Source organism: Duganella callida (assembly GCF_004614165.1).
Classification (GTDB): Bacteria; Pseudomonadota; Gammaproteobacteria; order Burkholderiales; family Burkholderiaceae_D; genus Rugamonas; species Rugamonas callida.
Window position 1 is genome coordinate 40375 of the sequence record NZ_SPVG01000005.1, and the last position, 22632, is coordinate 63006.

23 protein-coding genes are annotated in these 22632 nt (G+C 63.8%); 17 read left to right on the plus strand and 6 right to left on the minus strand.

Annotated elements, in window-relative coordinates; all coding sequences use genetic code 11:
* Window positions 1–139: 139 nt before the first annotated feature.
* Window positions 140–415: a hypothetical protein gene (locus E4L98_RS00365; protein WP_135199575.1), complete on the plus strand. Its 276-nt coding sequence runs from the start codon at window positions 140–142 to the stop codon at window positions 413–415.
* 160 nt (window positions 416–575) lie between these two features.
* Here the strand turns inward: E4L98_RS00365 and guaA are convergent, their stop codons facing one another.
* The gene (guaA, locus tag E4L98_RS00370) at window positions 576–2186 is read right to left on the minus strand and encodes a glutamine-hydrolyzing GMP synthase (RefSeq protein ID WP_135199576.1); all 1611 of its coding nucleotides are present in this window, start codon (window positions 2184–2186) and stop codon (window positions 576–578) included.
* Between the two features lie 78 nt (window positions 2187–2264).
* Window positions 2265–3728, minus strand: a complete 1464-nt coding sequence (gene guaB, locus E4L98_RS00375) for an IMP dehydrogenase (protein ID WP_135199577.1) — start codon at window positions 3726–3728, stop codon at window positions 2265–2267.
* Window positions 3729–3976: 248 nt separating this feature from the next.
* On the opposite strand from guaB, the gene E4L98_RS00380 reads away from it, so the two are divergent.
* From E4L98_RS00380 to E4L98_RS00415, 8 genes are all read left to right on the plus strand, one after another.
* A complete protein-coding gene (locus tag E4L98_RS00380; RefSeq protein ID WP_205746638.1) occupies window positions 3977–4522 on the plus strand; it encodes an FxDxF family PEP-CTERM protein in 546 nt (181 codons plus the stop codon).
* Window positions 4523–4762: 240 nt separating this feature from the next.
* Window positions 4763–5245, plus strand: coding sequence for an FxDxF family PEP-CTERM protein (locus E4L98_RS00385; RefSeq protein WP_135199578.1), 483 nt, complete (start codon window positions 4763–4765; stop codon window positions 5243–5245).
* 74 nt (window positions 5246–5319) lie between these two features.
* Window positions 5320–5808 carry a DUF4124 domain-containing protein gene (locus E4L98_RS00390; RefSeq protein WP_135199579.1) on the plus strand — a complete coding sequence of 163 codons (489 nt, stop codon included), beginning with the start codon at window positions 5320–5322 and terminating at the stop codon, window positions 5806–5808.
* Window positions 5809–5874: 66 nt separating this feature from the next.
* Window positions 5875–6903, plus strand: coding sequence for an HTH-type transcriptional regulator GntR (gene gntR, locus E4L98_RS00395; protein WP_135199580.1), 1029 nt, complete (start codon window positions 5875–5877; stop codon window positions 6901–6903).
* A 94-nt stretch (window positions 6904–6997) separates the two neighbouring features.
* Entirely contained in the window at window positions 6998–7537 is a 540-nt protein-coding gene (locus E4L98_RS00400; protein ID WP_229257161.1) for a gluconokinase, read from the plus strand.
* 66 nt (window positions 7538–7603) lie between these two features.
* The gene (locus E4L98_RS00405) at window positions 7604–8941 is read left to right on the plus strand and encodes an MFS transporter (RefSeq protein WP_229257162.1); all 1338 of its coding nucleotides are present in this window, start codon (window positions 7604–7606) and stop codon (window positions 8939–8941) included.
* Window positions 8942–8955: 14 nt separating this feature from the next.
* Entirely contained in the window at window positions 8956–11325 is a 2370-nt protein-coding gene (locus E4L98_RS00410) for a GH36-type glycosyl hydrolase domain-containing protein (RefSeq protein ID WP_135199582.1), read from the plus strand.
* A gap of 77 nt (window positions 11326–11402) precedes the next feature.
* Entirely contained in the window at window positions 11403–13613 is a 2211-nt protein-coding gene (locus E4L98_RS00415; protein ID WP_229257163.1) for a beta-glucosidase family protein, read from the plus strand.
* 7 nt (window positions 13614–13620) lie between these two features.
* Here the strand turns inward: E4L98_RS00415 and E4L98_RS00420 are convergent, their stop codons facing one another.
* Window positions 13621–14457 (minus strand): substrate-binding periplasmic protein, encoded by an 837-nt coding sequence (locus E4L98_RS00420; protein ID WP_135199584.1) that lies wholly within the window; start codon window positions 14455–14457, stop codon window positions 13621–13623.
* A gap of 128 nt (window positions 14458–14585) precedes the next feature.
* Between E4L98_RS00420 and E4L98_RS00425 the strand changes: the two genes are divergently transcribed.
* Window positions 14586–15806, plus strand: coding sequence for an esterase/lipase family protein (locus E4L98_RS00425; protein WP_135199585.1), 1221 nt, complete (start codon window positions 14586–14588; stop codon window positions 15804–15806).
* Here the strand turns inward: E4L98_RS00425 and E4L98_RS00430 are convergent.
* Both E4L98_RS00430 and E4L98_RS00435 read right to left on the minus strand, forming a co-directional pair.
* Complete coding sequence (locus E4L98_RS00430) at window positions 15803–16093, minus strand: RnfH family protein (RefSeq protein WP_135199586.1); 291 nt, start codon at window positions 16091–16093, stop codon at window positions 15803–15805. The genes E4L98_RS00425 and E4L98_RS00430 overlap by 4 nt on opposite strands.
* Window positions 16083–16517 (minus strand): type II toxin-antitoxin system RatA family toxin, encoded by a 435-nt coding sequence (locus tag E4L98_RS00435; protein WP_135199587.1) that lies wholly within the window; start codon window positions 16515–16517, stop codon window positions 16083–16085. The genes E4L98_RS00430 and E4L98_RS00435 overlap by 11 nt, the downstream gene beginning before the upstream one ends.
* A 75-nt stretch (window positions 16518–16592) precedes the next feature.
* Between E4L98_RS00435 and smpB the strand changes: the two genes are divergently transcribed.
* The 3 genes from smpB (at window position 16593) to E4L98_RS00450 (ending at window position 18435) form a co-directional block, all read left to right on the plus strand.
* Window positions 16593–17042: an SsrA-binding protein SmpB gene (gene smpB, locus E4L98_RS00440; RefSeq protein WP_135199588.1), complete on the plus strand. Its 450-nt coding sequence runs from the start codon at window positions 16593–16595 to the stop codon at window positions 17040–17042.
* A gap of 152 nt (window positions 17043–17194) precedes the next feature.
* Entirely contained in the window at window positions 17195–17887 is a 693-nt protein-coding gene (locus E4L98_RS00445) for a hypothetical protein (protein WP_135199589.1), read from the plus strand.
* A complete protein-coding gene (locus E4L98_RS00450) occupies window positions 17887–18435 on the plus strand; it encodes a FlgO family outer membrane protein (RefSeq protein ID WP_135199590.1) in 549 nt (182 codons plus the stop codon). Before E4L98_RS00445 ends, E4L98_RS00450 begins: the two co-directional genes overlap by 1 nt.
* Here E4L98_RS00450 and E4L98_RS00455 read toward each other — a convergent pair.
* The gene (locus E4L98_RS00455) at window positions 18432–19271 is read right to left on the minus strand and encodes an NAD-dependent protein deacetylase (protein WP_135199591.1); all 840 of its coding nucleotides are present in this window, start codon (window positions 19269–19271) and stop codon (window positions 18432–18434) included. The two genes, E4L98_RS00450 and E4L98_RS00455, sit on opposite strands and share 4 nt — an antisense overlap.
* 87 nt (window positions 19272–19358) lie before the next feature.
* Between E4L98_RS00455 and E4L98_RS00460 the strand changes: the two genes are divergently transcribed.
* Genes E4L98_RS00460 through E4L98_RS00475 form a run of 4 tightly spaced genes read left to right on the plus strand, consistent with a single transcriptional unit; the run spans window position 19359 to window position 22631 of the window.
* Window positions 19359–19913, plus strand: a complete 555-nt coding sequence (locus E4L98_RS00460; RefSeq protein WP_229257164.1) for an RNA polymerase sigma factor — start codon at window positions 19359–19361, stop codon at window positions 19911–19913.
* Window positions 19910–20569 (plus strand): zf-HC2 domain-containing protein, encoded by a 660-nt coding sequence (locus E4L98_RS00465; protein ID WP_135199593.1) that lies wholly within the window; start codon window positions 19910–19912, stop codon window positions 20567–20569. The genes E4L98_RS00460 and E4L98_RS00465 overlap by 4 nt, the downstream gene beginning before the upstream one ends.
* Window positions 20566–21945, plus strand: coding sequence for a S8 family peptidase (locus E4L98_RS00470; protein WP_229257165.1), 1380 nt, complete (start codon window positions 20566–20568; stop codon window positions 21943–21945). The genes E4L98_RS00465 and E4L98_RS00470 overlap by 4 nt, the downstream gene beginning before the upstream one ends.
* Complete coding sequence (locus E4L98_RS00475) at window positions 21942–22631, plus strand: TorF family putative porin (RefSeq protein WP_229257166.1); 690 nt, start codon at window positions 21942–21944, stop codon at window positions 22629–22631. The genes E4L98_RS00470 and E4L98_RS00475 overlap by 4 nt, the downstream gene beginning before the upstream one ends.
* The last annotated feature ends 1 nt before the right edge of the window (window position 22632 follow it).

Genomic DNA, 22632 nt, shown 5'->3' on the forward strand with positions numbered 1-22632 from the left:
ATTTTGCGGTGCCCCGATCAACTCTTACTCGGAATAACCGCTAACCTGTGTGTCGGTTGACAGCAACAACCCCGAAGTTTGCTTGCAGTTTGTGCGTTGCGGTATAAAATCAACGATTGTACGACGCCAAGGAGAGGTCATGATCCAGTTTGAAGATGACACACGTGCCGCCCTTTTCGGTGCCGGCATTCTCGCAATAGACGAAAACGGTAAGACCGTTTTTACCGGGCTGACCGCCATGGAGACCAAGTTCGTACTCGATTTTGACGAATCCGATATTTCGCGCGACCGTGACAAGACCAGGGTCTTTAAGGATTTACTCGCGAAGTTTCATTCAGCCCGCGAACAAAAGATACTAAACGTGGCGCAACTTGTGGACGAGCGGCTGCGCACCTTCCGCGGCATCGCGCACTGAGTCAGCAGCGGTTGTGCGGAAGAAGTGTTTTTAATCGTACCTCACCAATGATTGCCTGAGCTTGCCAATATTCGCCCGCACAAAAAGAAAAAGCCCCTGAAAATCAGGGGCTTAATCTCAGCCATTTGCCAAGCCGCGCCAGCCGCTGCTGGCGCGCGGATTATTCCCACTCGATGGTCGCAGGTGGCTTGCCGGAAATATCGTAGACCACACGGTTGAGTCCGCGTACTTCATTGATGATCCTGTTAGACACCTTGCCCAGCAGCGCATGCGGCAGATGCGCCCAGTGGGCGGTCATGAAGTCCTGCGTCTGCACGGCGCGCAGCGCCACCACGTAGTCGTAGGTGCGGCCGTCACCCATCACGCCCACCGACTTCACCGGCAGGAACACGGCAAACGCTTGCGAGGTCGCTTCGTACCAGTTCTTCGGCAGATTTTCCTGATCCACCGCCTGACCGGCGACGAATTCGTACGGCGTGTTGCGCAGTTCTTCGATGAAGATGGCGTCGGCCTGGCGCAGCAGGTCGGCGTATTCCTTCTTCACCTCGCCCAGAATGCGCACGCCCAGACCCGGCCCTGGGAAGGGGTGACGGTAGACCATGTCATGTGGCAGGCCCAGCGCCACGCCCAGCTTGCGCACTTCGTCCTTGAACAGTTCGCGCAGCGGTTCCAGCAGCTGCAGCTTCATGTGTTCCGGCAGGCCGCCGACGTTGTGGTGCGACTTGATGGTCTGGCCCTTCTTGCCCTTGCCGGCCGACTCGATCACGTCCGGATAGATGGTGCCCTGCGCCAGCCATTTCGCGTTGACCAGCTTGGCCGATTCGCGGTCGAACACTTCGACGAATTCGCGGCCGATGATCTTGCGCTTCTGCTCGGGATCGGTGACGCCGGCCAAGTGGCCCATGAACTGTTCTTCGGCGTCGATGCGGATCACTTTCACGCCCAAGTTCTTGGCGAACATGTCCATGACCATCTTGCCTTCATTCAGGCGCAGCAGGCCGTGGTCGACGAACACGCAGGTCAGCTGGTCGCCGATCGCGCGGTGGATCAGCGCCGCCGCCACCGACGAGTCGACGCCGCCCGACAGGCCCAGGATAACCTCATCCGTGCCCACCTGCGTGCGGATTTTCTCGACCGCTTCGGAGATGTAGTCCGGCATGTTCCAGTCCGACTTGCAACCGCAGATTTCGTGCACGAAGCGGCTCAGCATGACCTTGCCCTGCACCGTGTGGGTGACTTCCGGGTGCCACTGCACGCCGTAGAACTGCTTCTCTTCGTGGGCCATGGCGGCGATCGGGCAGCTTGGCGTGTTGCCCATCAGGACGAAGCCCGGCGGCATTTCCAGCACCTTGTCGCCGTGGCTCATCCACACTTTCAGCATGCCGTGGCCCTCGTCGGTAACGAAGTCGGCGATACCGTCGAGCAGCTTGGTGTGGTTGCGCGCGCGCACTTCCGCATAGCCGAATTCCCGCACCTTGCCGTTCTCGACCTTGCCGCCCAGTTGCGCGGCCATGGTCTGCATGCCGTAGCAAATGCCCAGCACCGGCACGCCCAGTTCGAATACGGCGGCCGGCGCTTGCGGCGCGTCTTCGCCCAGGGTCGAGCTGTGGCTGCCTGACAGGATCACGCCGGCGGCGCCGTAGTTGCGGACGAATTCGTCGCTGACGTCGTACGGGTAGACTTCCGAGAACACGCCGGAATCGCGCACGCGGCGCGCGATCAGCTGGGTCACCTGGGAGCCGAAATCGAGAATGAGGATTTTAGAGTGCATGGATATGGACTGAAAAGCTAGAAGAATAGAAAAACGCCGGCTGCGTTGTTCACGGCGAGCCGGCGTTGCAAGGACGTCTTAGTCGCCCGAACGGTAGTTCGGCGCTTCCTTGGTGATCTGCACGTCGTGCACGTGCGATTCGCGCATGCCGGCCGAGGTGATCTCGACGAACTCGGCCTTGTTGCGCAGTTCATCGATGGTGGCGCAGCCGCAGTAGCCCATCGACTGGCGCACGCCGCCGACCAGCTGGAAGATGATCGCCAGCACCGAACCCTTGTAGGCGACCCGGCCTTCGATACCTTCCGGCACGAACTTGTCGGCCTTCATGGTGGCGTCCTGGAAGTAGCGGTCGGCCGAGCCGTCCGACATCGCGCCCAGCGAACCCATGCCGCGATACGACTTGTACGAACGGCCCTGGTACAGGATCACTTCGCCCGGCGCCTCTTCGGTGCCGGCAAACATCGAGCCCATCATCACGGTCGAGGCGCCGGCGGCCAGCGCCTTGGAGATGTCGCCCGAGAAGCGGATGCCGCCGTCGGCGATGCACGGCACGCCGGTGCCTTCCAGCGCCTCGGCCACGTTCGAGATGGCGGTGATCTGCGGCACGCCGACGCCGGCGACGATACGGGTGGTGCAGATGGAGCCGGGACCGATGCCGACCTTGACCGCGTCGGCGCCGTACTCCACCAGCGCCTTGGCCGCAGCCGCGGTGGCGATGTTGCCGCCGATGACGTCCACTTGCGGATACTTGCTCTTGATCCATTTCACGCGGTCGAGGATGCCCTGCGAGTGACCGTGGGCGGTGTCGACCACCAGCACGTCCACGCCGGCGGCGACCAGCAGGTCGATGCGCTCTTCATCCTTGGCGCCCACGCCGACCGCGGCGCCGACCAGCAGCTTGCCCTGCGAATCCTTGGACGCCAGCGGGTGCTCGTGCGATTTCTGGATATCCTTGACGGTGATCAGGCCGCGCAGTTCGAACGCGTCGTTGACCACCAGCACGCGCTCCAGGCGGTGCTTGTTCATCAGGCGCTTGGCTTCGGCGGTGTCGGCGTCTTCCTTGACGTAGACCAGCTTTTCGCGCGGGGTCATCTTGGAACGCACTTCGGCGTCCAGTTCCTGTTCGAAGCGCAGGTCGCGGTTGGTGATGATGCCCACCACTTCCTTGCCTTCGACGACAGGGAAGCCGGAAATGCCATACTGCTCGGTCAGCTTGATGACTTCGCGGATCTTCATGGTCGGCGGAATGGTGATCGGGTCACGCAGCACGCCGGCCTCGAAACGCTTGACGCGCGCCACTTCGCGCGCCTGGTCTTTCGGGCTCAGATTCTTGTGGATGATGCCGATGCCGCCTTCCTGCGCCATGGCGATCGCCAGGCGGGCCTCGGTGACCGTATCCATCGCGGCCGACAGCAGCGGGATGTTCAGGCTGATATTGCGAGTCAGACGGGTTTTGAGGGACGTCTCCGCGGGCAAAACATTGGAGTACGCTGGGACGAGAAGCACGTCATCGAAGGTGAGTGCTTTTTGGAGTAGACGCATAGCATTTTCCTATAGGCGCAAAAGCAGATTATACGCCGGTTGAGGTTTTTTGTCTGCAACCTCCGCAAGGACTCGCTTGTGACTAGCATCCTGCAATCTTGCAGCGCAAAATATTTATTTACGAAATTGTAACTGCACTTGCATTCTGCATATCTTACTTGATACACTGACCATAGTTGTAAAAGCACCAAGCTGCACTTGAAGCGTTGCCCTTCGACGTTTTTCAACAAAAACAACCAGGAGTTTTAATGCAAACCTCGTTCTTCTCCAAAGTCATGGCTTCGGCCGTTCTGTCCGCCGGTCTGCTGGCCGCCGGCGCCGCTTCCGCTGGCACCTATGTGCTGGATGTCTCCTCGGGCGCGGCCTCGTTCAACCAGAGCTTCGCTGCCAACAGCTCGTTCTCGGACGACTACCTGTTCAGCATCGGCGCGGGCACCATCGGCGACCCGACCGGCAACGTGATCGCCGGCACCGTGCGCGTCGGCAGCTCCAAGCTGGACAACGTGAGCTTCAGCGCGATCAGCTTCTTCAAAGTCAATGGCGATGGCAGCCACACCACCATCAGCACCACCATCGATGGCCATGACTTCTTCCCTCTGTCGTCGCTGGTTGCCGGCAATTACGGCTTCAACCTGACCGGCGCCACCTCCCTGGCGAACAAAGCCGGCAGCTACGGCGGCAACCTGACCCTGGAAGTCAGCCCGGTACCTGAGCCAGCCACCTACGGCATGCTGCTGGGCGGCCTGGGTCTGGTAGGCGCGATGGCGCGTCGCAAAAAAGCCAGCCAGGCTTAATTAGCTGCGCTTTCCCGAAAGCCGCATCCGGCCAAACCGGTTGCGGCTTTTTTTCGTCCCGATTGCATTGCAGATAACAAAGTAAAGCTGATTGAATAACAATTTAAAGAGTTGCCGCGCGGAATTGACGTTGTTTCGGCACTAATTTTTAAAAATTGCTATCCTTACTTGCCTTTTGGCGAAATGACAATCTAGCTATCTAAGCTAATCTTATAAACTGCAAGTAAAAGGGGTTCTACGATGAAATTCAAGTTTGCTGTTGCCGCTATTCTGGCTTGCGCCGCCTTCTCCGCCAGCGCTGCGGATCAAGTCGTGCAGATCACGCCAGATTTGACCTACGACTTCAAGGGCATCTCCACGCCGACCGACGGCCTGCTGTCGGGTGGCAACGACACCATCACCTTTGAAGGTCTGGCCCCAGGCATGTACGAAGCAGTGCTGTCGTTCAGCGGCAACTACGTAAAGCTGAGCTCGGCTTGGCTGAACAACGAAATGCCACTGAGCCTGGTGAACGGCAGCAAGTCGGCCAGCGCCCTGTTCGAGATCACCACCAGCTCGCCGCTGACGCTGAGCCTGAACGGCATTCTGACCAACGCCTCGCTGGCCGCGTATTCCGGCCAGATCACCGTGACCGCCGTGCCGGAACCAGAAACCTATGGCATGTTGCTGGGCGGCCTGGGTATCCTGGGCGCCGTTGCTGCCCGCCGCAAGAAACAAGCTTAATCGCGCTGCGGCGCTCCAGTTGACATGTTTCGCCAGACATGGCGAAATCTGTCCAGGCATCACTGGAGCGCCTTATGATCTTCCGCTATACCCTCTGCTGCACCCTGTGGCTCACCGCCCTGCCGGCCCTGGCCCAATACGTCTGGGTCGATGACAAGGGCATCAAACACCTGTCCGACCGCCCGCCTCCGCCCAACGTGCCGGACAAGCGCATCCTGAAAGCCCCGGGCAAACCATCCTTCAATCCCGATGCGGTGACCGATTTGCAGGTCGAGCCGGCCTCCCCGGCTACGCCCCGCGCGCCCACGCTGGCCGAACGCGACGCCGATTTCAATCAGCGCCGCACCGAGGCCGCCGAAGCGCAGCAGCGTGCCGCCGCCGAGGCCCAGCGCAAGGCCGACACCGCCGCCAACTGCGAGGCCGCGCGCCAGAACCAGATGGCGCTGGACCAGGGACTGCGCCTGAGCAGCATCGACAAAAACGGCGAACGCGGCTACATGAACGAGGAGCAACGCGAGGATTTGCGTAAAAAGACGCAAAAAGTGTTGGCTGACTGCAAATAGCCACTCTCCCTTTCGGCCGGCCTGCCGTATGATATCGCTATCAACATCACTATAGACAACTAGCGAATGACAAAGACTCAAGCGGGCAAAAGCCGGGCCAGTGGCCGTATCACCCTGGCGATGGTGGCGGAACGTGCCGGCGTGGCGACCATGACCGCCTCGCGCGCGATCACCCAGCCGGACATGGTCTCGCAGGCGCTGCGCGACCGTGTCGACAAGGCCGTGGCCGAGCTGGGCTATGTCCCCAACCGCGCTGCCCGCGCGCTGGCCTCGTCGCAGTCCAAGGTGATCGCGGTACTGGTGCCCTCGCTGTCGAACGCCGTGTTCACCGACGTGCTGGCCGGCATCCAGGACGCGCTGGATGCCGACGATTACCAGATCCTGATCGGCAACACGCGCTATTCCGACAAGGAAGAGGAAAAGCTGATCGGCACCTATCTGCAATCCAATCCCGACGGCATGTTGCTGTCGGGCCTGACGCACAGCCCCAGGGTGCAGCAGATCCTGACCACCTCGCGGGTGCCGGTGGTGTCGATGATGGACATGTCCACCGATCCCGAACAGATGACCGTCGGCTTTTCGCAATTTCAGGCCGGTTACGCCATGACGCGCTACCTGCTCGACAAGGGCCACCAGCGCATCGGCTTCATCGGCGCCCAGCTGGACGAACGAACGCTGCGCCGCGCCGAAGGCTATCGCAAGGCCATGCAGGACGCCGGCCGCGCCGACCCGCGGCTGGAAGTGATGGTGGCCGAGCCGTCCACCATCGCGCTGGGCGCCGAGCTGCTGGGCCGCATGCTGGCGCAGGCGCCCGATTGCGACGCCGTATTCTGTTGCAACGACGACCTGGCACACGGCGCCATTTACCAATCCCAGCGGCGCGGCATTGCGGTGCCGGCGCAGCTGGCGATCTGCGGCTTCAACGATCTGCCGGCATCGGCCTGGATGAACCCCTCGCTGACCACCATCGGCACCCCGCGCTACCGCATCGGCTACGAAGCGGCCACCCTGCTGCGCAGCGTCATCAAAGGTGAAGTCCCGGTCAACAAACAGATCGACCTCGGTTTTACACTGATGGCGCGTGAAAGTGCCTGAGCACGGCTTGGTGCGACGCAGCATCGATTCTTCTTTACAAATTTCGCCATCCCTTTAAACTCCCTGCATCTGTTAGCGCTATCATTATTTGGCAATGAGTACACAAAATCAGGGGCGCTGGGTCGTCATGGGGGTCAGCGGTTGCGGCAAGAGTTCGGTCGGCCTGCAGCTGGCGGGGGCGCTGCAAGTGCCATTTCTCGAAGGCGACACCTACCATTCCTACGCCAACGTCGCCAAAATGTCGGCCGGCGTGCCGCTGACCGATGCCGACCGCGCCGACTGGCTGTGGGCGCTGCACCGCGAAATCCGCGAAGCGCGCCTGAAGGGCAACGGCGTGGTGCTGTCCTGCTCCGCGCTCAAGCGCCGCTATCGCGACCTGCTGCGCAGCGCCGACCCGGAATTGCGCTTCGCCCACCTGGCTGGCCCGCGCGAGCTGATCGCCGAACGCATGGCCGCACGCAAGGACCATTACATGCCGCCGGCGCTGCTCGACAGCCAGCTGGCCGCGCTGGAACCGCTGGAAGACGACGAAGCCGGCGTGGTGCTCGATATCACGCAGGCGCCGGCCCAGCTGGTGCAACAGATCATGCAGCCGTTACCGCTATCAAACATCCGGGCTCTCCCGGGACGGTGAGATCCGCCGTCCTGTTCAGGCAGTGATAATCTTACTGCCTGTTTTTACATGCGTATGAAAGCGATCGTGAACACACAACTGACCTGGCGGGAAAAAATCAGCTACGGCGTGGCCGACATGGGGTTCAATTTTTACTGGACCAATATCGCCACCTTCCTGCTGATTTATTACACCGACACCTTCGGCATTTCGGCCGCCGCCGCCGCGTCGATGATGTTCACGATCAAAATCGTCAACGCCTTCACCGATCCGATGATCGGCGCCGCCGCCGACCGCACCAGCACGCGCTGGGGCAAGTTCCGTCCATGGCTGCTGTGGATGCCGCTGCCGCTGGCCGGCGCGGCCTTCCTCACCTACACCACCCCGGACCTGTCGGCGGATGGCAAGCTCGCCTGGGCCTACGCCACGTATCTCGCCATGATGGTGTGCTACACCGGCGTCAACATCCCCTACAACGCGCTGTCCGGCGTGCTCTCGGCAGACGCGCAGGAACGCTCCGTGGTCAACGGCCTGCGCTTCATCTTCGCCTTCGCCGGCGGCACGCTGGTGACGGCCGCCACGCCGGCGATGGTGCACTGGCTGGGCGGCGGCAACGACAAGCTGGGCTGGCAGCTGACCATGCTGGCCTGGAGCGTGCTGGCCACGATGCTGTTCGTGCTGACCTTCCTGAACACGCGCGAGCGCATCGCCCCGCCGGCCGAGCAGAAATCCAATGTCTGGCAGGACGTGCGCGACCTGTCGCAGAACCGCCCGTGGGTGGCGCTGTTCTTCCTGGCGCTGATCATCATGATCACCATCACCCTGCGCACCAGCAGCGCGGCGTATTACTTCAAGTACGTGGTGCAGCGCCCGGACCTGATGGCCGGCTTCGTCCCGGCGTATATGCTGGCCGCCGCCGCCGGCGCCTCGCTGACGCCGGTGATGACGCGTTTCGTCGACAAGAAGAAGCTGATGATCATCCTGATGAGCATTACCGCCGTGCTGTCCTCGGCCTTTTTCTTCGTCCCGCGCGACCACATCTGGCTGATGTTCGCGCTGCAGATCGGCATGGGCCTGGCGCTGGGACCGAAGTCGCCGCTGGCCTTCTCGATGTACGCCGACACCGCCGACTACAATGAATGGCGCACCGGCCGCCGCGCCACCGCCATGACCTTCGCCGCCGCCACTTTCTCGCAGAAGCTGGGCACCGCCATCGGCGTCGCGGTGATCGGCTGGATCTTCACCCGCCTCGGCTACGTCGCCAACGCCGCCCAGACCGAGGGTTCGCAGGCCGGCATCGTCTGGCTGATGTCCTTCATCCCGGCCGCCTTCGCGCTGCTGGCGGTGGCCGTGATGTTCTTCTATAACCTCGACAACAACAAGCTGCGGCAGATCCAGGCCGACCTGGAAGCGCGCAAATCCTGACGGAGATCGACCCAATGTTACGCCCCACCCACAACGGCGACCGCTATGAACTGACCAGCGCCACGGCCATGCCGCAGGCGGCCGGCTTCCTGTGGAATCAGAAGATGATGATACAGATCACCTGCCGCGGCTACGCCACCGCCCAGTTCATGCAGCCGGAACCGGCCAAGTATGCGCACGCGCCCAACCTGGAGGCCAAGACCTTCATGCAGCCGGAGCAGAACTACTACGCGCATCATCCGGGCCGCTTCTTCTACGTCAAGGACGAGGAGACGGGCGAACTGTTTTCCGCGCCTTACGAACCGGTACGCACGCCGGTCGACAGCTATGCCTTCTCGGTCGGCAAAAGCGACATCGCCTGGACCATCGAGCACCTGGGCATCCGCATCGAGCTGAATCTGAGCCTGCCGGCGCGCGAGGTGGTGGAACTGTGGTCGCTGCGCGTCACCAATCTGTCCGGCCGCAAGCGCAAGATCAGCGTCTATCCTTACTTCCCGATCGGCTACATGTCGTGGATGAACCAGTCGGGCGAATACCGTCCGGACCTGGGCGGCGTGGTCGCCAGCAGCGTCACACCGTACCAGAAGGTGGCCGACTACTTCAAGCAGAAGGACTTCAAGGACAAGACCTACTTCCTGTGCGAGCATGCGCCCGACGCCTGGGACGTGCGCCAGTCCGCATTCGAAGGCGAAGGCGGTCTGCACTATCCGTGCGCGGTCGGCGCCGAGCTGCTGACCGGCAGCGATGCACGCTACGAGACCCCGACCGCCGCGGTGCAGTACCGCCTGGCGCTGGCCGAGGGCGAATTACGCGACTACCGCTTCCTGTTCGGTCCTGCCTTCGACGACAACGAAATCCGCGCCATGCGCGACAAGTACCTGAGCGCGGACGCCTTCAAGGCCGCGCAGGACGAATACGCCGCCTACGTCGCCAGCGGCCGCGGATGCCTGCGCATCCAGACGCCCGACGCCGACCTGGATAACTTCGTCAATCACTGGTTGCCGCGCCAGGTGTTCTACCACGGCGACGTCAACCGCCTCAGCACCGATCCGCAGACCCGCAACTACCTGCAGGACAACATGGGCATGAGCTTCATCAAGCCGAGCGTGATGCGCGCGGCCTTCCTGCACGCGCTGTCGCAGCAGGAAGCCAGCGGCGCCATGCCGGACGGGATTCTGCTGGTCGAAGGCGCGGAGCTCAAATACATCAACCAGGTGCCGCACACCGACCACTGCGTGTGGCTGCCGGTGGCGCTCAAGGTGTACCTGGACGAAACCGGCGACTACGATATCCTGCACGAAGACGTGATCGGCAAGGACAGCGGGGTCGCCCTCACCGTCTCCGAGCGCGTGAGCAGCGCCATGGACTGGCTGCTGCAGGCGCGCGACAAGCGTGGCCTCAGCTACATCGCCCAGGGCGACTGGTGCGATCCGATGAACATGGTCGGCTACAAGGGCCGCGGCGTGTCCGGCTGGCTGACCGTGGCCACCGCCTACGCGCTGAACCTGTGGGCGGAGATCTGCGAAACCACCGGCGCCAGCTCCTCGCTGGCGGAAAGCGCCAAACATTTCCGCGCCGGCGCGCACGCGGTCAACCGCGCCGCCAACGAGCATTTCTGGGACGGCGAATGGTTCGCGCGCGGCATCACCGACGACGACGTCACCTTCGGCATCCGCGACGACAAGGAAGGCCGGATCTGGCTCAATCCGCAGGCCTGGGCCATCCTGGGCGGCGCCGCCAGCGACAGCCAGCGCGCGTCGATGATGGCGCAGGTCGAGCAACAGCTGTACACGCCCTATGGCGTGCAGATGTTCGCGCCGCCATTCAGCGCCATGCGCGACGACGTCGGCCGCGTGACGCAGAAGCATCCGGGTTCGGCGGAAAACGGCGCGGTATACAACCACGCCGCCGTGTTCTACATCTACAGCCTGTACGCCGCCGGCGAAGGCGAGCGCGCCTACGATCTGCTGCGCCGCATGCTGCCCGGCCCGAGCGAGGCGGACTACCTGCAGCGCGGCCAGCTGCCGGTGTTCATCCCGAATTACTACCGCGGCGCGTGGCGCGAATATCCGCGCACGGCCGGCCGCTCCAGCCAGCTGTTCAACACCGGCACCGTGTCCTGGGTCTACCTGTGCTTCGTCGAGGGACTGTGCGGTCTGAAGGGCGATGCCGACGGCCTGACCATCCAGCCGCAGCTGCCCAAGGACTGGGACGGCATCAAGGTGGAGCGCCAGTTCCGCCACGCGACATTCAATGTCTTCATCCAGCGCGCGGATGTGGAGGAAATCCAGGTCTGGTGCGACGGTAATCGTTTGACTGAAGCGCGCATCACCGGTATCGTTGCGGGCGGAGCATACGCGGTGGAGGTTTTGATCCCCCGCTGACCATCACTACAAACAAGTATAAGGACACGTAACAAATGAAGAAGCGTCTCTGGCTGTCTCTGGCACTGGCTTATCCAATGATGTTAACCGGCGCCGCGCACGCCGCAGACGCAAACCAACCCTGGCTCGACGCTGCGCAGTCGCCGGATGCGCGCGCCGAGCAGCTGGTGAAGGCCATGACGCTGGACGAAAAAATCCAGACCGTGTTCGCCTACTTCTCGACCGAGTTCGCGCCCAAGAAATTCGAGGCGCCGAAGGAAGGCCGTCCCGATTCGGCCGGTTATGTGCCGGGCATCGCCCGTCTGGGCCTGCCGCCGCAGTGGCAGACCGACGCCGGCGTCGGCGTCGCCACCCAGGCCGTGTCCAAGAAACCGTATGAACGCACTTCCCTGCCGGCCGGCCTGGCCACGGCAGCGACCTGGAACCCCAAGCTGGCCTTCGCCGGCGGCGCCATGATCGGCAGCGAAGCGCGCAGCACCGGTTTCAACGTGCAGCTGGCCGGTGGCGTCAACCTGATGCGCGATCCGCGCAATGGCCGCAACTTCGAATACGGCGGCGAAGATCCGCTGCTGGCCGGCGTGATCGTCGGCGAGCAGATTCGCGGCATGCAATCGAACCATATTATTTCCACCGTTAAGCACTACGCCTTCAACGACCAGGAAACCAACCGCAATCACGTCAACGTCCACATCGACGACAAGGCCGGCCGCATGTCCGACCTGCTGGCCTTCCAGTTCGCGATCGAACGCGGCCAGCCTGGTTCGGTGATGTGCGCGTACAACCGCGTCAACGGCGACTACGCCTGCGAGAACGACTACCTGCTGAACCAGGTGCTGAAGCAGGACTGGAAATATCCGGGCTATGTGATGTCCGACTGGGGCGCGACCCACTCCACCATCCCGGCCGCCAACCGCGGGCTGGATCAGCAGTCCGGCCATCCGTTCGACAAGTCGGACTACTTCAACGGCGCGCTGAAGGAAGCCGTGACCAACCGCCACGTGCCGATGGCGCGTCTGGACGACATGGTCAAGCGCATCACCCGCGCCATGTTCGCCAACGGCCTGGTCGAACATCCGGTGACGACGCCGACCTCCGCCGATGCCGGCATCGATTTCGCCGCCCACGCCAAGGTCACCCAGGCCGACGCCGAAGAAGCCATCGTGCTGCTGAAGAACCACGACAACCTGCTGCCGCTGTCGTCCGGCGTGCGCAGCATCGCCATCATCGGCGGCCACGCGGACGTGGGCGTGCTGTCGGGCGGCGGCTCGGCGCAGGTGTATCCGATCGGCGGTTCGGCCGTGCCGAATGAAGGTCCGACGCATTTCCCCGGTCCTATCGTCTATCACCGCTCGTCGCCGATGGGCGAACTGGCCAAGCTGACCAAGGCCAAGATCACCTACAACGACGGCAAGGACGTCGCCGCCGCCGCCAAACTGGCTGCCGGCAGCGACGTGGTGATCGTGTTCGGCACCCAGTGGCTGGCAGAGAGCTTCGACGCCGAAGACCTGAACCTGCCGAACAAGCAGGATGCGCTGATCGACGCCGTGGCCAAGGCCAACAGCAAGACCGTGGTGGTGCTGCAGACCGGCGGCCCGGTGGTGATGCCATGGCTGAACAAGGTGGGCGCGGTATTGGAAGCGTGGTATCCGGGCACCAGCGGCGGCGCGGCCATTGCCCGCGTGCTGACCGGCGAAGTCAATCCGTCCGGCCACCTGCCGGCCACGTTCCCGGCCTCGGTGGCACAACTGCCGCGTCCGACCATCGATGGCGACAGCAAGACCAAGGACGAGAACATCATCGAGAAGGTGCAGACCGACTACAACATCGAAGGCGCGGCCATCGGCTACAAGTGGTTCGATCTGAAGAACCACAAGCCGCTGTTCCCGTTCGGTTACGGCCTGTCGTACACCAGCTTCGCGCTGGGCGATCTGAGCGCCAAGCCGGCCGAAGGCGGCAAAGGCATCGAAGTCAGCTTCAGCGTCAGGAACACCGGCAAGCGTGATGGCAAGGCGGTCGGTCAGGTCTACGTCTCGTCGGCGGCCGGCGGCTGGGAAGCGCCCAAGCGCCTGGGCGGCTGGGACAAGCTGGATGTGAAGGCCGGCGCCAGCGGCAAGGCCACCGTGCAGATCGATCCACGTCTGCTGGGCGTGTACGATAGCGCCAGCAAGACCTGGAAGATCGCCGCCGGCGAGTACATCGTGACCCTGGCGGAATCGGCCGGCGCCAAGCCCGCCGCCACCGTCAAGGTCAAGCTGGACGCCCGCACGCTGGACGTCAACGGCCGCTGATCCGGCCTTATTCGACGTTGGACAAGGCCGTCAGCAACGCTGGCGTGCCTGGCCGGAAGATGCGCCTGACCGTGGGCTCGTCAAAATAACGTTCGTACAGCCGCGCGATCTGCTGGTCGACTATCATGTCCTTCAAGGCCGCGGCGTAGCGCAAGCGCGCCGCCGTCGGCACAGTCTGCCGCGAGACATAGATGCCGGTGAAGCGCGGCGCCGCCTCCGGCATCGGGATCACGCTGAGATTCTTCAGATGCCGGTCCTTCACATAGCGCGTATAAATCGGCGGCGTGGCCAGCGTGCCGTCGGCGCGGCCCATCTCCAGCTTGCCGAACACCGTTTCGTAATCGTTCACCAACTCCAGCCTGCCGCGCGACAGCAGGATCGCCAGTTGGGTCTCGACCGCGCTGTCGTAGACGACGCCGCGCGTGACATTCAGCCGCCCGCTGCCCCGTTCGACGAAGTCCGTCAGACTGTTGTAATGGCTGTCGGCGGTGGTGCGCAGCACCAGATCGTATTGCAGCCAGGCGTAAGGAAGGTAGGTGGCATAGGCGTCGCGTTCCGGTGCGCGTATCGCGCCCAGCGTCATGTCGATGCGGCCGGCCGACAGCTCGACGAACAAGCGTTGGCGCGGATACCAGTGGAATTCGAATTTGCAGCCGGTGCGGCGCGCAAGTTCGCTGGCGATATCGACCGTGAGCCCCTTGATCTGGCCATTCTCGCGAAACGATGCAGAGCCCAGGTCGCTGAAACCGACGCGGGTGAGCGGCGGACATGCCGTCCCGGCGTACGCGGTGGACGCGCTCGAGCATAAACAGGCAATCACAAGCAACCGGTTGCGCGTCATCATGGACTCTTTGCAGGTAGTAACGATGAGTGTATCTTAGGTTGGTGCGTTGCGGCGAGGAAGCCACAAACCTGCAAAGCCACTTTGCAACAGTGCAAAGCCCGCCGCCGGGACAGCGCTACACTAGCGTCATGAAACTGCCGCCTGCCAAGCAAGCTGAACTCCAGCGCGCACTGGATGACGCGCTGGCAGACCACGCCCTGCTGTCGGCCCCGCCCGGGGTGGAACCCCTGATCGGCACCCCGCCGCTGCCGCTGGCGCACATTGCCGACGAGGAACTTCATGTGGTGCGGCACAAGGACAGCGGCTGCGTGCAGTTCGTCTTTCCGCCGCCGGGTCAGCCGCTGTTGAAGGAGGGCTGGGACTGGATCGTGCAGGCCACCTTGCGCGCCGGCGAGCACATGACGCAGGCCATGGTCGAGAAGATCGAGGCGCATCACAAGCCGGAACGGCTGTTGGCGCTGTCGCGCGGATTTCAGCAGAGCGCACGACCGGCCGACCTCGCTGCGGCACGCGGCAAGCGGGTGCTGCTGCTGGTGCACGGGCTGTTCAGTTCGACCGAGGGCGGCTTTGGCGCGCTCGATCTGCAGCCCTTGATCGAGCGGTATGAAGGTCGCGTGTTCGGCTGGGATCACTGGACCATCGCCAAGACGCCGCAGCAAAACGCCCTCGATCTGTTGCAGCACATGCCGCCGGCGGCGGACTGGGCACTGGACGTGGTCTGCCACAGCCGTGGCGGTCTGGTGCTGCGTTCGCTGCTGGCGGACGGCGCGGACGGCGACGCGGTGCTGGCGCAGATCGGCCGCGAGCGCGCTGGGCGCATTGCCAGGGTGGGCAAGGTGACTTTTGTCGCGGCGGCCAATCAGGGCTCGAAGCTGGCGTCGCCGGACGATATCCTGGAATTCCTGAATGTGGCCGCCATGCTGGCCTCCTTCAGCGCCGGCATGGGACTGGACGTGGTGATCGGGCTGGCGCGCATGGTGGTTTCACTGGGCTACGACCGTCCCGCTGTGCAGGCGCTGACCGACGACTCGGCGCTGATTGCCACGCTGAACCGGGCTGGCGGCCTGATCGCTCCGGAGCGCAGCTGGTATGCCCGCGCGAATTTCGACTACGGCAGCTCGGCGCTCGAGCGCACCGGCGCCCTGCTCAGCCGCGCCCTGATCGAGGCCGACAACGACCTGGTCGTCCCCTACGCCGGCGTCCTGCTTCCCGGCGCCGCTCCGGCCGCCGACCACATCCTCAACTTCGGCACTGCCGAGCACAAGCAAAACCAGGTCTGGCACACCGAATTTTTCCGGCAAGCCGCCACCCGCGACTTTTTGCTTCAAATCCTGACGAACCGCGATTAATCAGCCACCGCTGCCTTGCGGCGGCGGCGCGCATGCTTGGGGTCGGCGATCAGGGGACGGTAGAGTTCAATGCGGTCGTGCTCGCGCAGCACGGTATCCAGCGGTTTCTTCTTGGCGTAGATGCCGGCCTGCAGCGCAGAAAGGTCGAGGCCGGGCACGGCTTGCTGAACGCCGCTCAGCGCCAGCGCCTGCTCGATGGTGGTGCCGGCCGGCACTTGCAGCGCGCGCAGGAACTGCACCGCGTCGCTGGCGTAGCACACCTGGATGTTGATCAGCTCAGCCGCCATACACCGTTTCCGCCCGTTTGCAGAAGGAATCCACCATGCTGTTGGCGATCATGCCGAACACCGGTCCCACCAGCTTGGCCAGCAGCGCGCTGGAAAATTCGTAATGCAGATCCAGATCGATCTTGCACGCGTCCTCGCGCAGCGCCTTGAAGGTCCACACCCCGTCCAGGCACTTGAAAGGCCCGTCCACCAGCGTCATCTTGATCGACACGCCCGGCACGTTTTCGTTGGAGGTGGTAAAACTCTGCTTCACGCCATGGTAGTTGATGCCGACACTGGCCACCACCGTGTCGCCATTGCGTTCCTTGACCTCCACACCACCGCACCACGGCAGAAATTTGGGATAGTCCTCGATGCCCGCCACCAGGTCGAACATCTGCCGGGCGCTGTAACCGAGTAAAACTGATTTGTGTACTACTGCCATTATCTAACCATTTGCTATGATGTCGAATTATCCGCGCTGAACGGCGCGCAGCAGTAGTTTAACCGATACCAACACATGACCATAGCCGATAACAAAAAAGCCTTTTTTGACTACTTCATCGAAGACCGCTTTGAAGCGGGCATCGCGCTCGAAGGCTGGGAAGTCAAGGCCATCCGCGACAACAAGGTGCAGATCAAGGAAGCCTACGTCACCGTCAAGGGCGACGAGCTGTTCCTGTTCGGCGCCCACATCAGCGCCCTGCCGACCGCCTCCACCCACATCAGCCCGGAGGCCGTGCGCACCCGCAAGCTGTTGCTGCACCGCCAGGAGATCGACAAGCTGATCGGCAAGGTCACGCGCTCCGGCTACACCCTGGTGCCGCTCAACCTGCACTACAAGGGCGGCCGCATCAAATGCGAGATCGGCCTGGCCAAGGGCAAGAAAATGCATGACAAACGTGCAACCGAGAAAGATCGCGACGGCAAGCGCGAGGTGGAAAAAGCCATGAAGGTGCACAAGCGCTGAGACTGTTGCGCAGCGCGGACACCACCCGGTCCCGCACCGGGTTTTTTATGGCCGCACGAATTTCTAAGTAGAAACATCCATGCTACACTGCCGAAGTGCGATTTTACATTCGCGGCCGCCGCATGGCCGCGACTTACTACGATGAGGCAATCATGGCGCTGAAAACTGCAATGGCTCTGGCAGCCGGCATGCTGCTGGCAGGATGCGCGTCGCGCTACACGCCGACCCCGCTGGCCGCGAACTTTCCGACCACCAAACAGGCCAAGCTGCAGGCGGCCCATCACTGGGGCGTGATTTCCGGCCATATCGAGCAGCAGATCGCCGCCGAGCTGCGCAAGAATCCGCCGCGACCCGTCTACATCGTCGAGCCCAAGGAGCCGACGCCATTCCAGCGCGCGCTGGCGACCCAGCTGACCACGGCGCTGGTGAACGATGGCCACGTGGTGTCGCGCTCGCCGGCCGGTTCGCTCAAAGTCGACCTCGACGTGCAGGCGGTCACCTTCAGCGCCAACCGGCCGCAATACCGCTACCACGGCGAACGCGCCGTGCTCGGCAGCGGAGTCTGGCTGCTCAGCGAGGTGGAGGCGCCGCCCCTGGCCTACCTGGCGGCGGGCGCCGGCGGCTGGGATGCCTACGACTGGTTCAACGCCCAGTTCGCGCCGGGCGACACGCCCAAGACCGAGATCATCGTCACCGTCTCGGTATCCGACCAGTACCGCTACCTGGCGCGCAGCACGTCGGCCTACTACGTGGCCGATACCGACCGTACGCTGTACGGCATCGTCGATCCCAAACCGGATGAACCCAAACTGACCCGTACCTTCCAGGTGCGCGGAGACTTGTAATGATGAAATTGCTGGTACGCGCCGTCGTGCTGTCGCTGCCGCTGCTGCTGGCGGCCTGCTCGGAGAATCCGCCCAAGGAAGACAACTATTCGACCATCACGCCGAATCAATTCATCACCGCCAACTACAAGGCGGCTGACACGCTGATGCAACAATTGAACGGCAAACTGTTGGCTGGCAAGCCGCTGATTATGGCCACGGTGGTGAACATCGACGCGCTGGAGCAGACCACCACGCTGGGCCGTCTGGTCTCCGAACAGATCTCCACGCGTCTGGCGCAAGGCGGCCTGAGCATGCTGGAAATGAAGTTGCGCAACAGCGTCTACCTGAAGCGCAACCAGGGCGAGCTGATGCTGACCCGCGAAATCGGCGAAGTGGCCAACAGCCACAACGCGCAGGCCATCGTGGTCGGCTCCTACGCCGAAACCAGCGACATGGTGTTCATCAACATCAAGGTGATCCAGCCGAACACCAACTTCGTACTGGCCGGCACCGACTACGTGCTGGCCAAGGAAGCCATCGTCCGCTCCATGCTGCAGCGCAATTAAAGCAAGCGCGGCAGGATATCCACTGCCGATGCCGCGATTTTCAGGCCGATCAGGTCGTCCGCCCGGGTCTTGCCCAGGTTGATGGCCGCGATCGGCTTGTTCGCCTGCGCCGCCAGCTTGCAGAAGCGGTAGCCGGAAAACACCATCAGCGACGAACCGATCACCAGCAGCGCGTCGGCCTCCTCGGCCCATGCCAGCGCCTGGGCCGTGCGCTGCGGCGGGATGTTGTCGCCAAAGAAAATCACATCGGGCTGCAGGGTGCCGCCGCAGTCGCTGCAGGTCGGCAGGTGAAACGCCTGCAGCGCGTCCAGCTCCACCTCGGCATCGCCGTCAGGGCGGGTTTCGGGGACGATTTCGCCGTGCGCGCCCGCCTCGGCCGCCAGCGCCGGATTGGCGTCCTTCAGCCACGACTGGATGGCGGCGCGCTCATGCAGCGCACCGCAGTCCAGGCATTTCACGTAATGGATATTCCCGTGCAGCTCGATCAGCTTGCTGCTGCCCGCGCGCTGGTGCAGACCATCGACGTTTTGTGTGATGATAGCGTCGATGCGGCCGGCCTGCTCCAGCCCCGCCAGCGCCTGGTGCGCGATGTTGGGCCGGGCGCCGGCCAAGGTCGGCCAGCCAGCCATGCTGCGCGCCCAGTAGCGCCGGCGCACCGCTTCGGACTTGCGGAAATCCGGCCCCTGGATGGGCGCGCGGCCGCGCCGCACGCCGTCCTGGTCGCGGTAGTCGGGAATGCCGGAAGCGGTGCTGAGTCCGGCTCCGGTCAGCACCAGCACGCGGCGGTGCTGGTGCAGAAAGCTGTCTAGATGATCAATTTGCTGGTTCAGATTCATATGCGCATGTTAACCTAAAATTTATTTCCCGATTTGTAGAACCGTTTGCGGACAGCAAGGTATTAACGGGTAACAATGGAGGAATGCATGACCCCGGATACAGACGATGCACAGCTGCTGGGCAGGATTGCTGCCGGGGACAGGCGCGCCTTCGAAACCTTGTACCGCGGCTACTTCCCGCGCCTGTCGCGCTTCGTCGGCCGCATGGCCCGAAGTGCGCCGCTGATCGAGGAAGTGGTCAATGACACCATGTTGGTCGTCTGGCAAAAGGCGGCCAGCTACGATGGCAGTTGCAAACCGTCGACCTGGATCTTCGCGGTGGCCTATCGCAAGACGCTGAAAGCCCTGAAACAGAGCGACGAACCGGTGGAATCCGATGCCTCCCTGTACGAAGATGAGGGCGAACAGCAGCCGGAACAAGTGCTCAGCCGCCAGCAGTTGCAACACACGGTGGCCGACGCGCTGGATGCGCTGCCGGCGGCGCAGCGGGCGGTGATGGTGCTGACTTATTATCACGATATGGCGTACAGCGATATCGCGGACATCGTCGAATGCCCGCTGAACACGGTAAAGACCCGCATGTTCCATGCGCGGCACAGATTGAAGGATTTGTTGTGGACGGAAAGAGAGAACAGCCGATGAACGGGCGCATATTCAGGATGGACGTCCCGGTGCATCAGGCAGTGCAGGAATTGCTGCCGTGGTACGCATCGGGCCAGCTGGCGCCGGACGAGACGGCGCGCGTGCAGGAGCATCTGCAGGGCTGCGCGCAGTGCCGGCGCGAGCTGGATTGGGAACGCGCGACGCGCGCCCAGGCCGCCGCCGACCCTGCCCTGCCCCCTGGTGTGGACATGGAGCGCGCACTGGCGCAACTGTTGCCCGCGCTCGGCCCGTCAGCCGACGATGCAGCCGCCAGGCCCGCACGCGTGCGCTGGTGGCGCGCGGCGGCCGCCAACCAGCCGTCCTGGCTGCGCTGGGCCATGGCCGCGCAGTGGGTGGCCATCGTCGGCCTGGCCGCATTGCTGATGAAGCCGTCCGAAGAACCGGCCTACCGCGTGCTCGGCTCGGGCGCGGCGATGGCCGGCAATCTGGTGGTGGTGTTCCAGCCCAACACCAGCGAACGCGAACTGCGCCGCATCCTGCAGGCACAAAACGCCCGCGTGGTCGACGGTCCGACCGTCACCGACGCCTACCTGCTCACCGTGCCGGCGGACAATCGCGATCACGCGTTACAGGCATTACGCGCCGAAAGCGCCGTCAAACTGGTCGAGCCGCTGGATGGAGGCAGCGCCCCTTGAACATCCTGCGCCTCATCAGCACGCTGCTGGCCGCGCTGGCCGCCTCACTGATGCTGAGCGCGGCCCACGCCCAGGCCGCGCCGCCGGCCGGTGACGAACAGGCGGTGCCGGTGCCGCTCGGCGCCGATGCGGAACCGGGCGCGCATCAGTTGCTGGTCATGTTGCGCCTGCCCGCCAGCCACTATCGCCCGGACGCCAGCTACGGCGGCCGCTACATCGACGACAGCGGCCGCGCATCGCGCCACCGCCGCGCCGAAGCGCTGGCGCGCCAGCACGGCCTGACCCTGGTGGACGACTGGCCGATGCCGGTGCTGGGCCTGGACTGCTACGTGATGCGCTATGCCGAACACACCGCCGCCGGTCCCCTGATCGAAGCCTTGTCGCGCGATCCGCAAGTCGAATGGGCGCAGCCGGTGGCGGGCTTCAGCGCGATGGCGCAGATTGCTGCAACCACGACCGCGCCCAACGGCAACGACGCCGCGCGTGCCGTGGTGGACGGCGCCCCTGCCCGTGCGGCCGACGGCGCCGATGCACTCTACCCGGTGCAGCCGGCCGCGCGTTACTGGCACCTGGCCGACCTGCACCGCTATGCCACCGGCCGCGACGTCAAGGTCGCCGTGATCGACAGCGGCATCGATGCCAACCATCCCGACCTGCGAGGCCAGCTGGCCGTGAACAACAACTTTGTCGACAACGGCCCGGCGCCGCCGGAAAACCACGGCACCGCCGTCGCCGGCATCATCGCCGCGCGCGCGGGCAATGGCGGCATCGTCGGCGTCGCGCCGCAAGCGAAGCTGATGGGTTTGCGCGCCTGCTGGCAGCAACGCGACCAGACGACGCGATGTAACAGCTTCACGCTCAGCAAAGCCATCCACTTCGCCATCCTGAACGGCGCCAGAGTGATCAACCTCAGCCTGTCCGGTCCGCCCGACAGGCTGTTGGACCGTTTACTGGACGTGGCGCTGGAACGCGGGATCGGCGTGGTCGGCGCCATCGACGCCCAGGCCAGCGGACCGGCATTCCCGTCCAGCCACCGTGGCGTGCTGGCGGTGGCGGCGCAAGCGCGCGCGGGTGGCCCGCCAGCCGGCACGCCATCCGACGCCCTGCTCGCACCGGGCAACGACGTTCCCACCACCATGCCGGGCGGGCGCTGGTCCTTCGTCAATGGCAGCTCCTATGCGGCGGCGCACGTCTCCGGCATGGTGGCCCTGCTGGACCAGCTGCAACCCGCCAGCTCGCCGGCGCAATTGCGCACGCTATTGACGCCTGCCGGCAGCCTGAATGCTGGTAATATCGACGCATGCGTTTCCCTCTCCCGCCTGATCCGCGATTTCAGTTGCGCGCGCACACTCAGCCAACGCGGCGCCACGCCTTGAAGCGCGCGGTCGCCGCGTCCCTGCTATGGCTGCTGCAGCCGGCGGCCGGCGCCCAGGCCGACATCAGCGGCAGCGTCGCCCTGCAATCCGAGTACAGCTACCGCGGGCAGGCGCCCGGCGACGGCGGCGCGGTACCGCAACTGACGCTGAACGTCGACACCGTCAGCGGCTGGTACGTGGGCGGCTTTGCCAGCGGCGTCCACATCGGCGACAACCATGGCTACAAACTGCAGGCTTACGCCGGTTACGCCCGGCGCATGGCCTCGGGCCTGAGCTGGGAAGCCGGCTGCAACCACAACAGCTACACCCAGGCGCACGTCTATGACTTCCAGGAATGCTACGGCGGCCTGTCCGGCGAACGTTTCAGCGCGCGGCTGTACTACGCGCCGCGCTACTTCGGTTACCACTCGCGGGTGCTGTACGCCGAGGGCAACTACTTCCACCCGCTGACCGAGCGCATCAACCTGGTCGCCCACGGCGGCCTGCTGTACAACGTGCGGGGCGACGCCTGGCCCGGCATCCCCAGGCGTGCGCGTTACGACGTCCGGCTGGGCATCGCCGTCCCGGTCGGCAACTGGACGCTGCAAGCCGCCCGCCAATACAGCCCGGACGACGACACCTGGTATCCGCCATATCCGGTCCACTCCGCCAAAGCCTGGACCTGGAGCGCCAGCTACGCGTTTTGAT

Excerpts from the sequence above, each read along its gene's own strand:
- E4L98_RS00365 (WP_135199575.1), top strand. The coding sequence starts at position 140 with ATGATCCAGTTTGAAGATGACACACGTGCCGCCCTTTTCGGTGCCGGC.
- guaA (WP_135199576.1), bottom strand. The coding sequence starts at position 2,186 with ATGCACTCTAAAATCCTCATTCTCGATTTCGGCTCCCAGGTGACCCAG.
- guaB (WP_135199577.1), bottom strand. The coding sequence starts at position 3,728 with ATGCGTCTACTCCAAAAAGCACTCACCTTCGATGACGTGCTTCTCGTC.
- E4L98_RS00380 (WP_205746638.1), top strand. The coding sequence starts at position 3,977 with ATGCAAACCTCGTTCTTCTCCAAAGTCATGGCTTCGGCCGTTCTGTCC.
- E4L98_RS00385 (WP_135199578.1), top strand. The coding sequence starts at position 4,763 with ATGAAATTCAAGTTTGCTGTTGCCGCTATTCTGGCTTGCGCCGCCTTC.
- E4L98_RS00390 (WP_135199579.1), top strand. The coding sequence starts at position 5,320 with ATGATCTTCCGCTATACCCTCTGCTGCACCCTGTGGCTCACCGCCCTG.
- gntR (WP_135199580.1), top strand. The coding sequence starts at position 5,875 with ATGACAAAGACTCAAGCGGGCAAAAGCCGGGCCAGTGGCCGTATCACC.
- E4L98_RS00400 (WP_229257161.1), top strand. The coding sequence starts at position 6,998 with ATGAGTACACAAAATCAGGGGCGCTGGGTCGTCATGGGGGTCAGCGGT.
- E4L98_RS00410 (WP_135199582.1), top strand. The coding sequence starts at position 8,956 with ATGTTACGCCCCACCCACAACGGCGACCGCTATGAACTGACCAGCGCC.
- E4L98_RS00415 (WP_229257163.1), top strand. The coding sequence starts at position 11,403 with ATGATGTTAACCGGCGCCGCGCACGCCGCAGACGCAAACCAACCCTGG.
- E4L98_RS00420 (WP_135199584.1), bottom strand. The coding sequence starts at position 14,457 with ATGATGACGCGCAACCGGTTGCTTGTGATTGCCTGTTTATGCTCGAGC.
- E4L98_RS00425 (WP_135199585.1), top strand. The coding sequence starts at position 14,586 with ATGAAACTGCCGCCTGCCAAGCAAGCTGAACTCCAGCGCGCACTGGAT.
- E4L98_RS00430 (WP_135199586.1), bottom strand. The coding sequence starts at position 16,093 with ATGGCGGCTGAGCTGATCAACATCCAGGTGTGCTACGCCAGCGACGCG.
- E4L98_RS00435 (WP_135199587.1), bottom strand. The coding sequence starts at position 16,517 with ATGGCAGTAGTACACAAATCAGTTTTACTCGGTTACAGCGCCCGGCAG.
- smpB (WP_135199588.1), top strand. The coding sequence starts at position 16,593 with ATGACCATAGCCGATAACAAAAAAGCCTTTTTTGACTACTTCATCGAA.
- E4L98_RS00445 (WP_135199589.1), top strand. The coding sequence starts at position 17,195 with ATGGCGCTGAAAACTGCAATGGCTCTGGCAGCCGGCATGCTGCTGGCA.
- E4L98_RS00450 (WP_135199590.1), top strand. The coding sequence starts at position 17,887 with ATGATGAAATTGCTGGTACGCGCCGTCGTGCTGTCGCTGCCGCTGCTG.
- E4L98_RS00455 (WP_135199591.1), bottom strand. The coding sequence starts at position 19,271 with ATGAATCTGAACCAGCAAATTGATCATCTAGACAGCTTTCTGCACCAG.
- E4L98_RS00460 (WP_229257164.1), top strand. The coding sequence starts at position 19,359 with ATGACCCCGGATACAGACGATGCACAGCTGCTGGGCAGGATTGCTGCC.
- E4L98_RS00465 (WP_135199593.1), top strand. The coding sequence starts at position 19,910 with ATGAACGGGCGCATATTCAGGATGGACGTCCCGGTGCATCAGGCAGTG.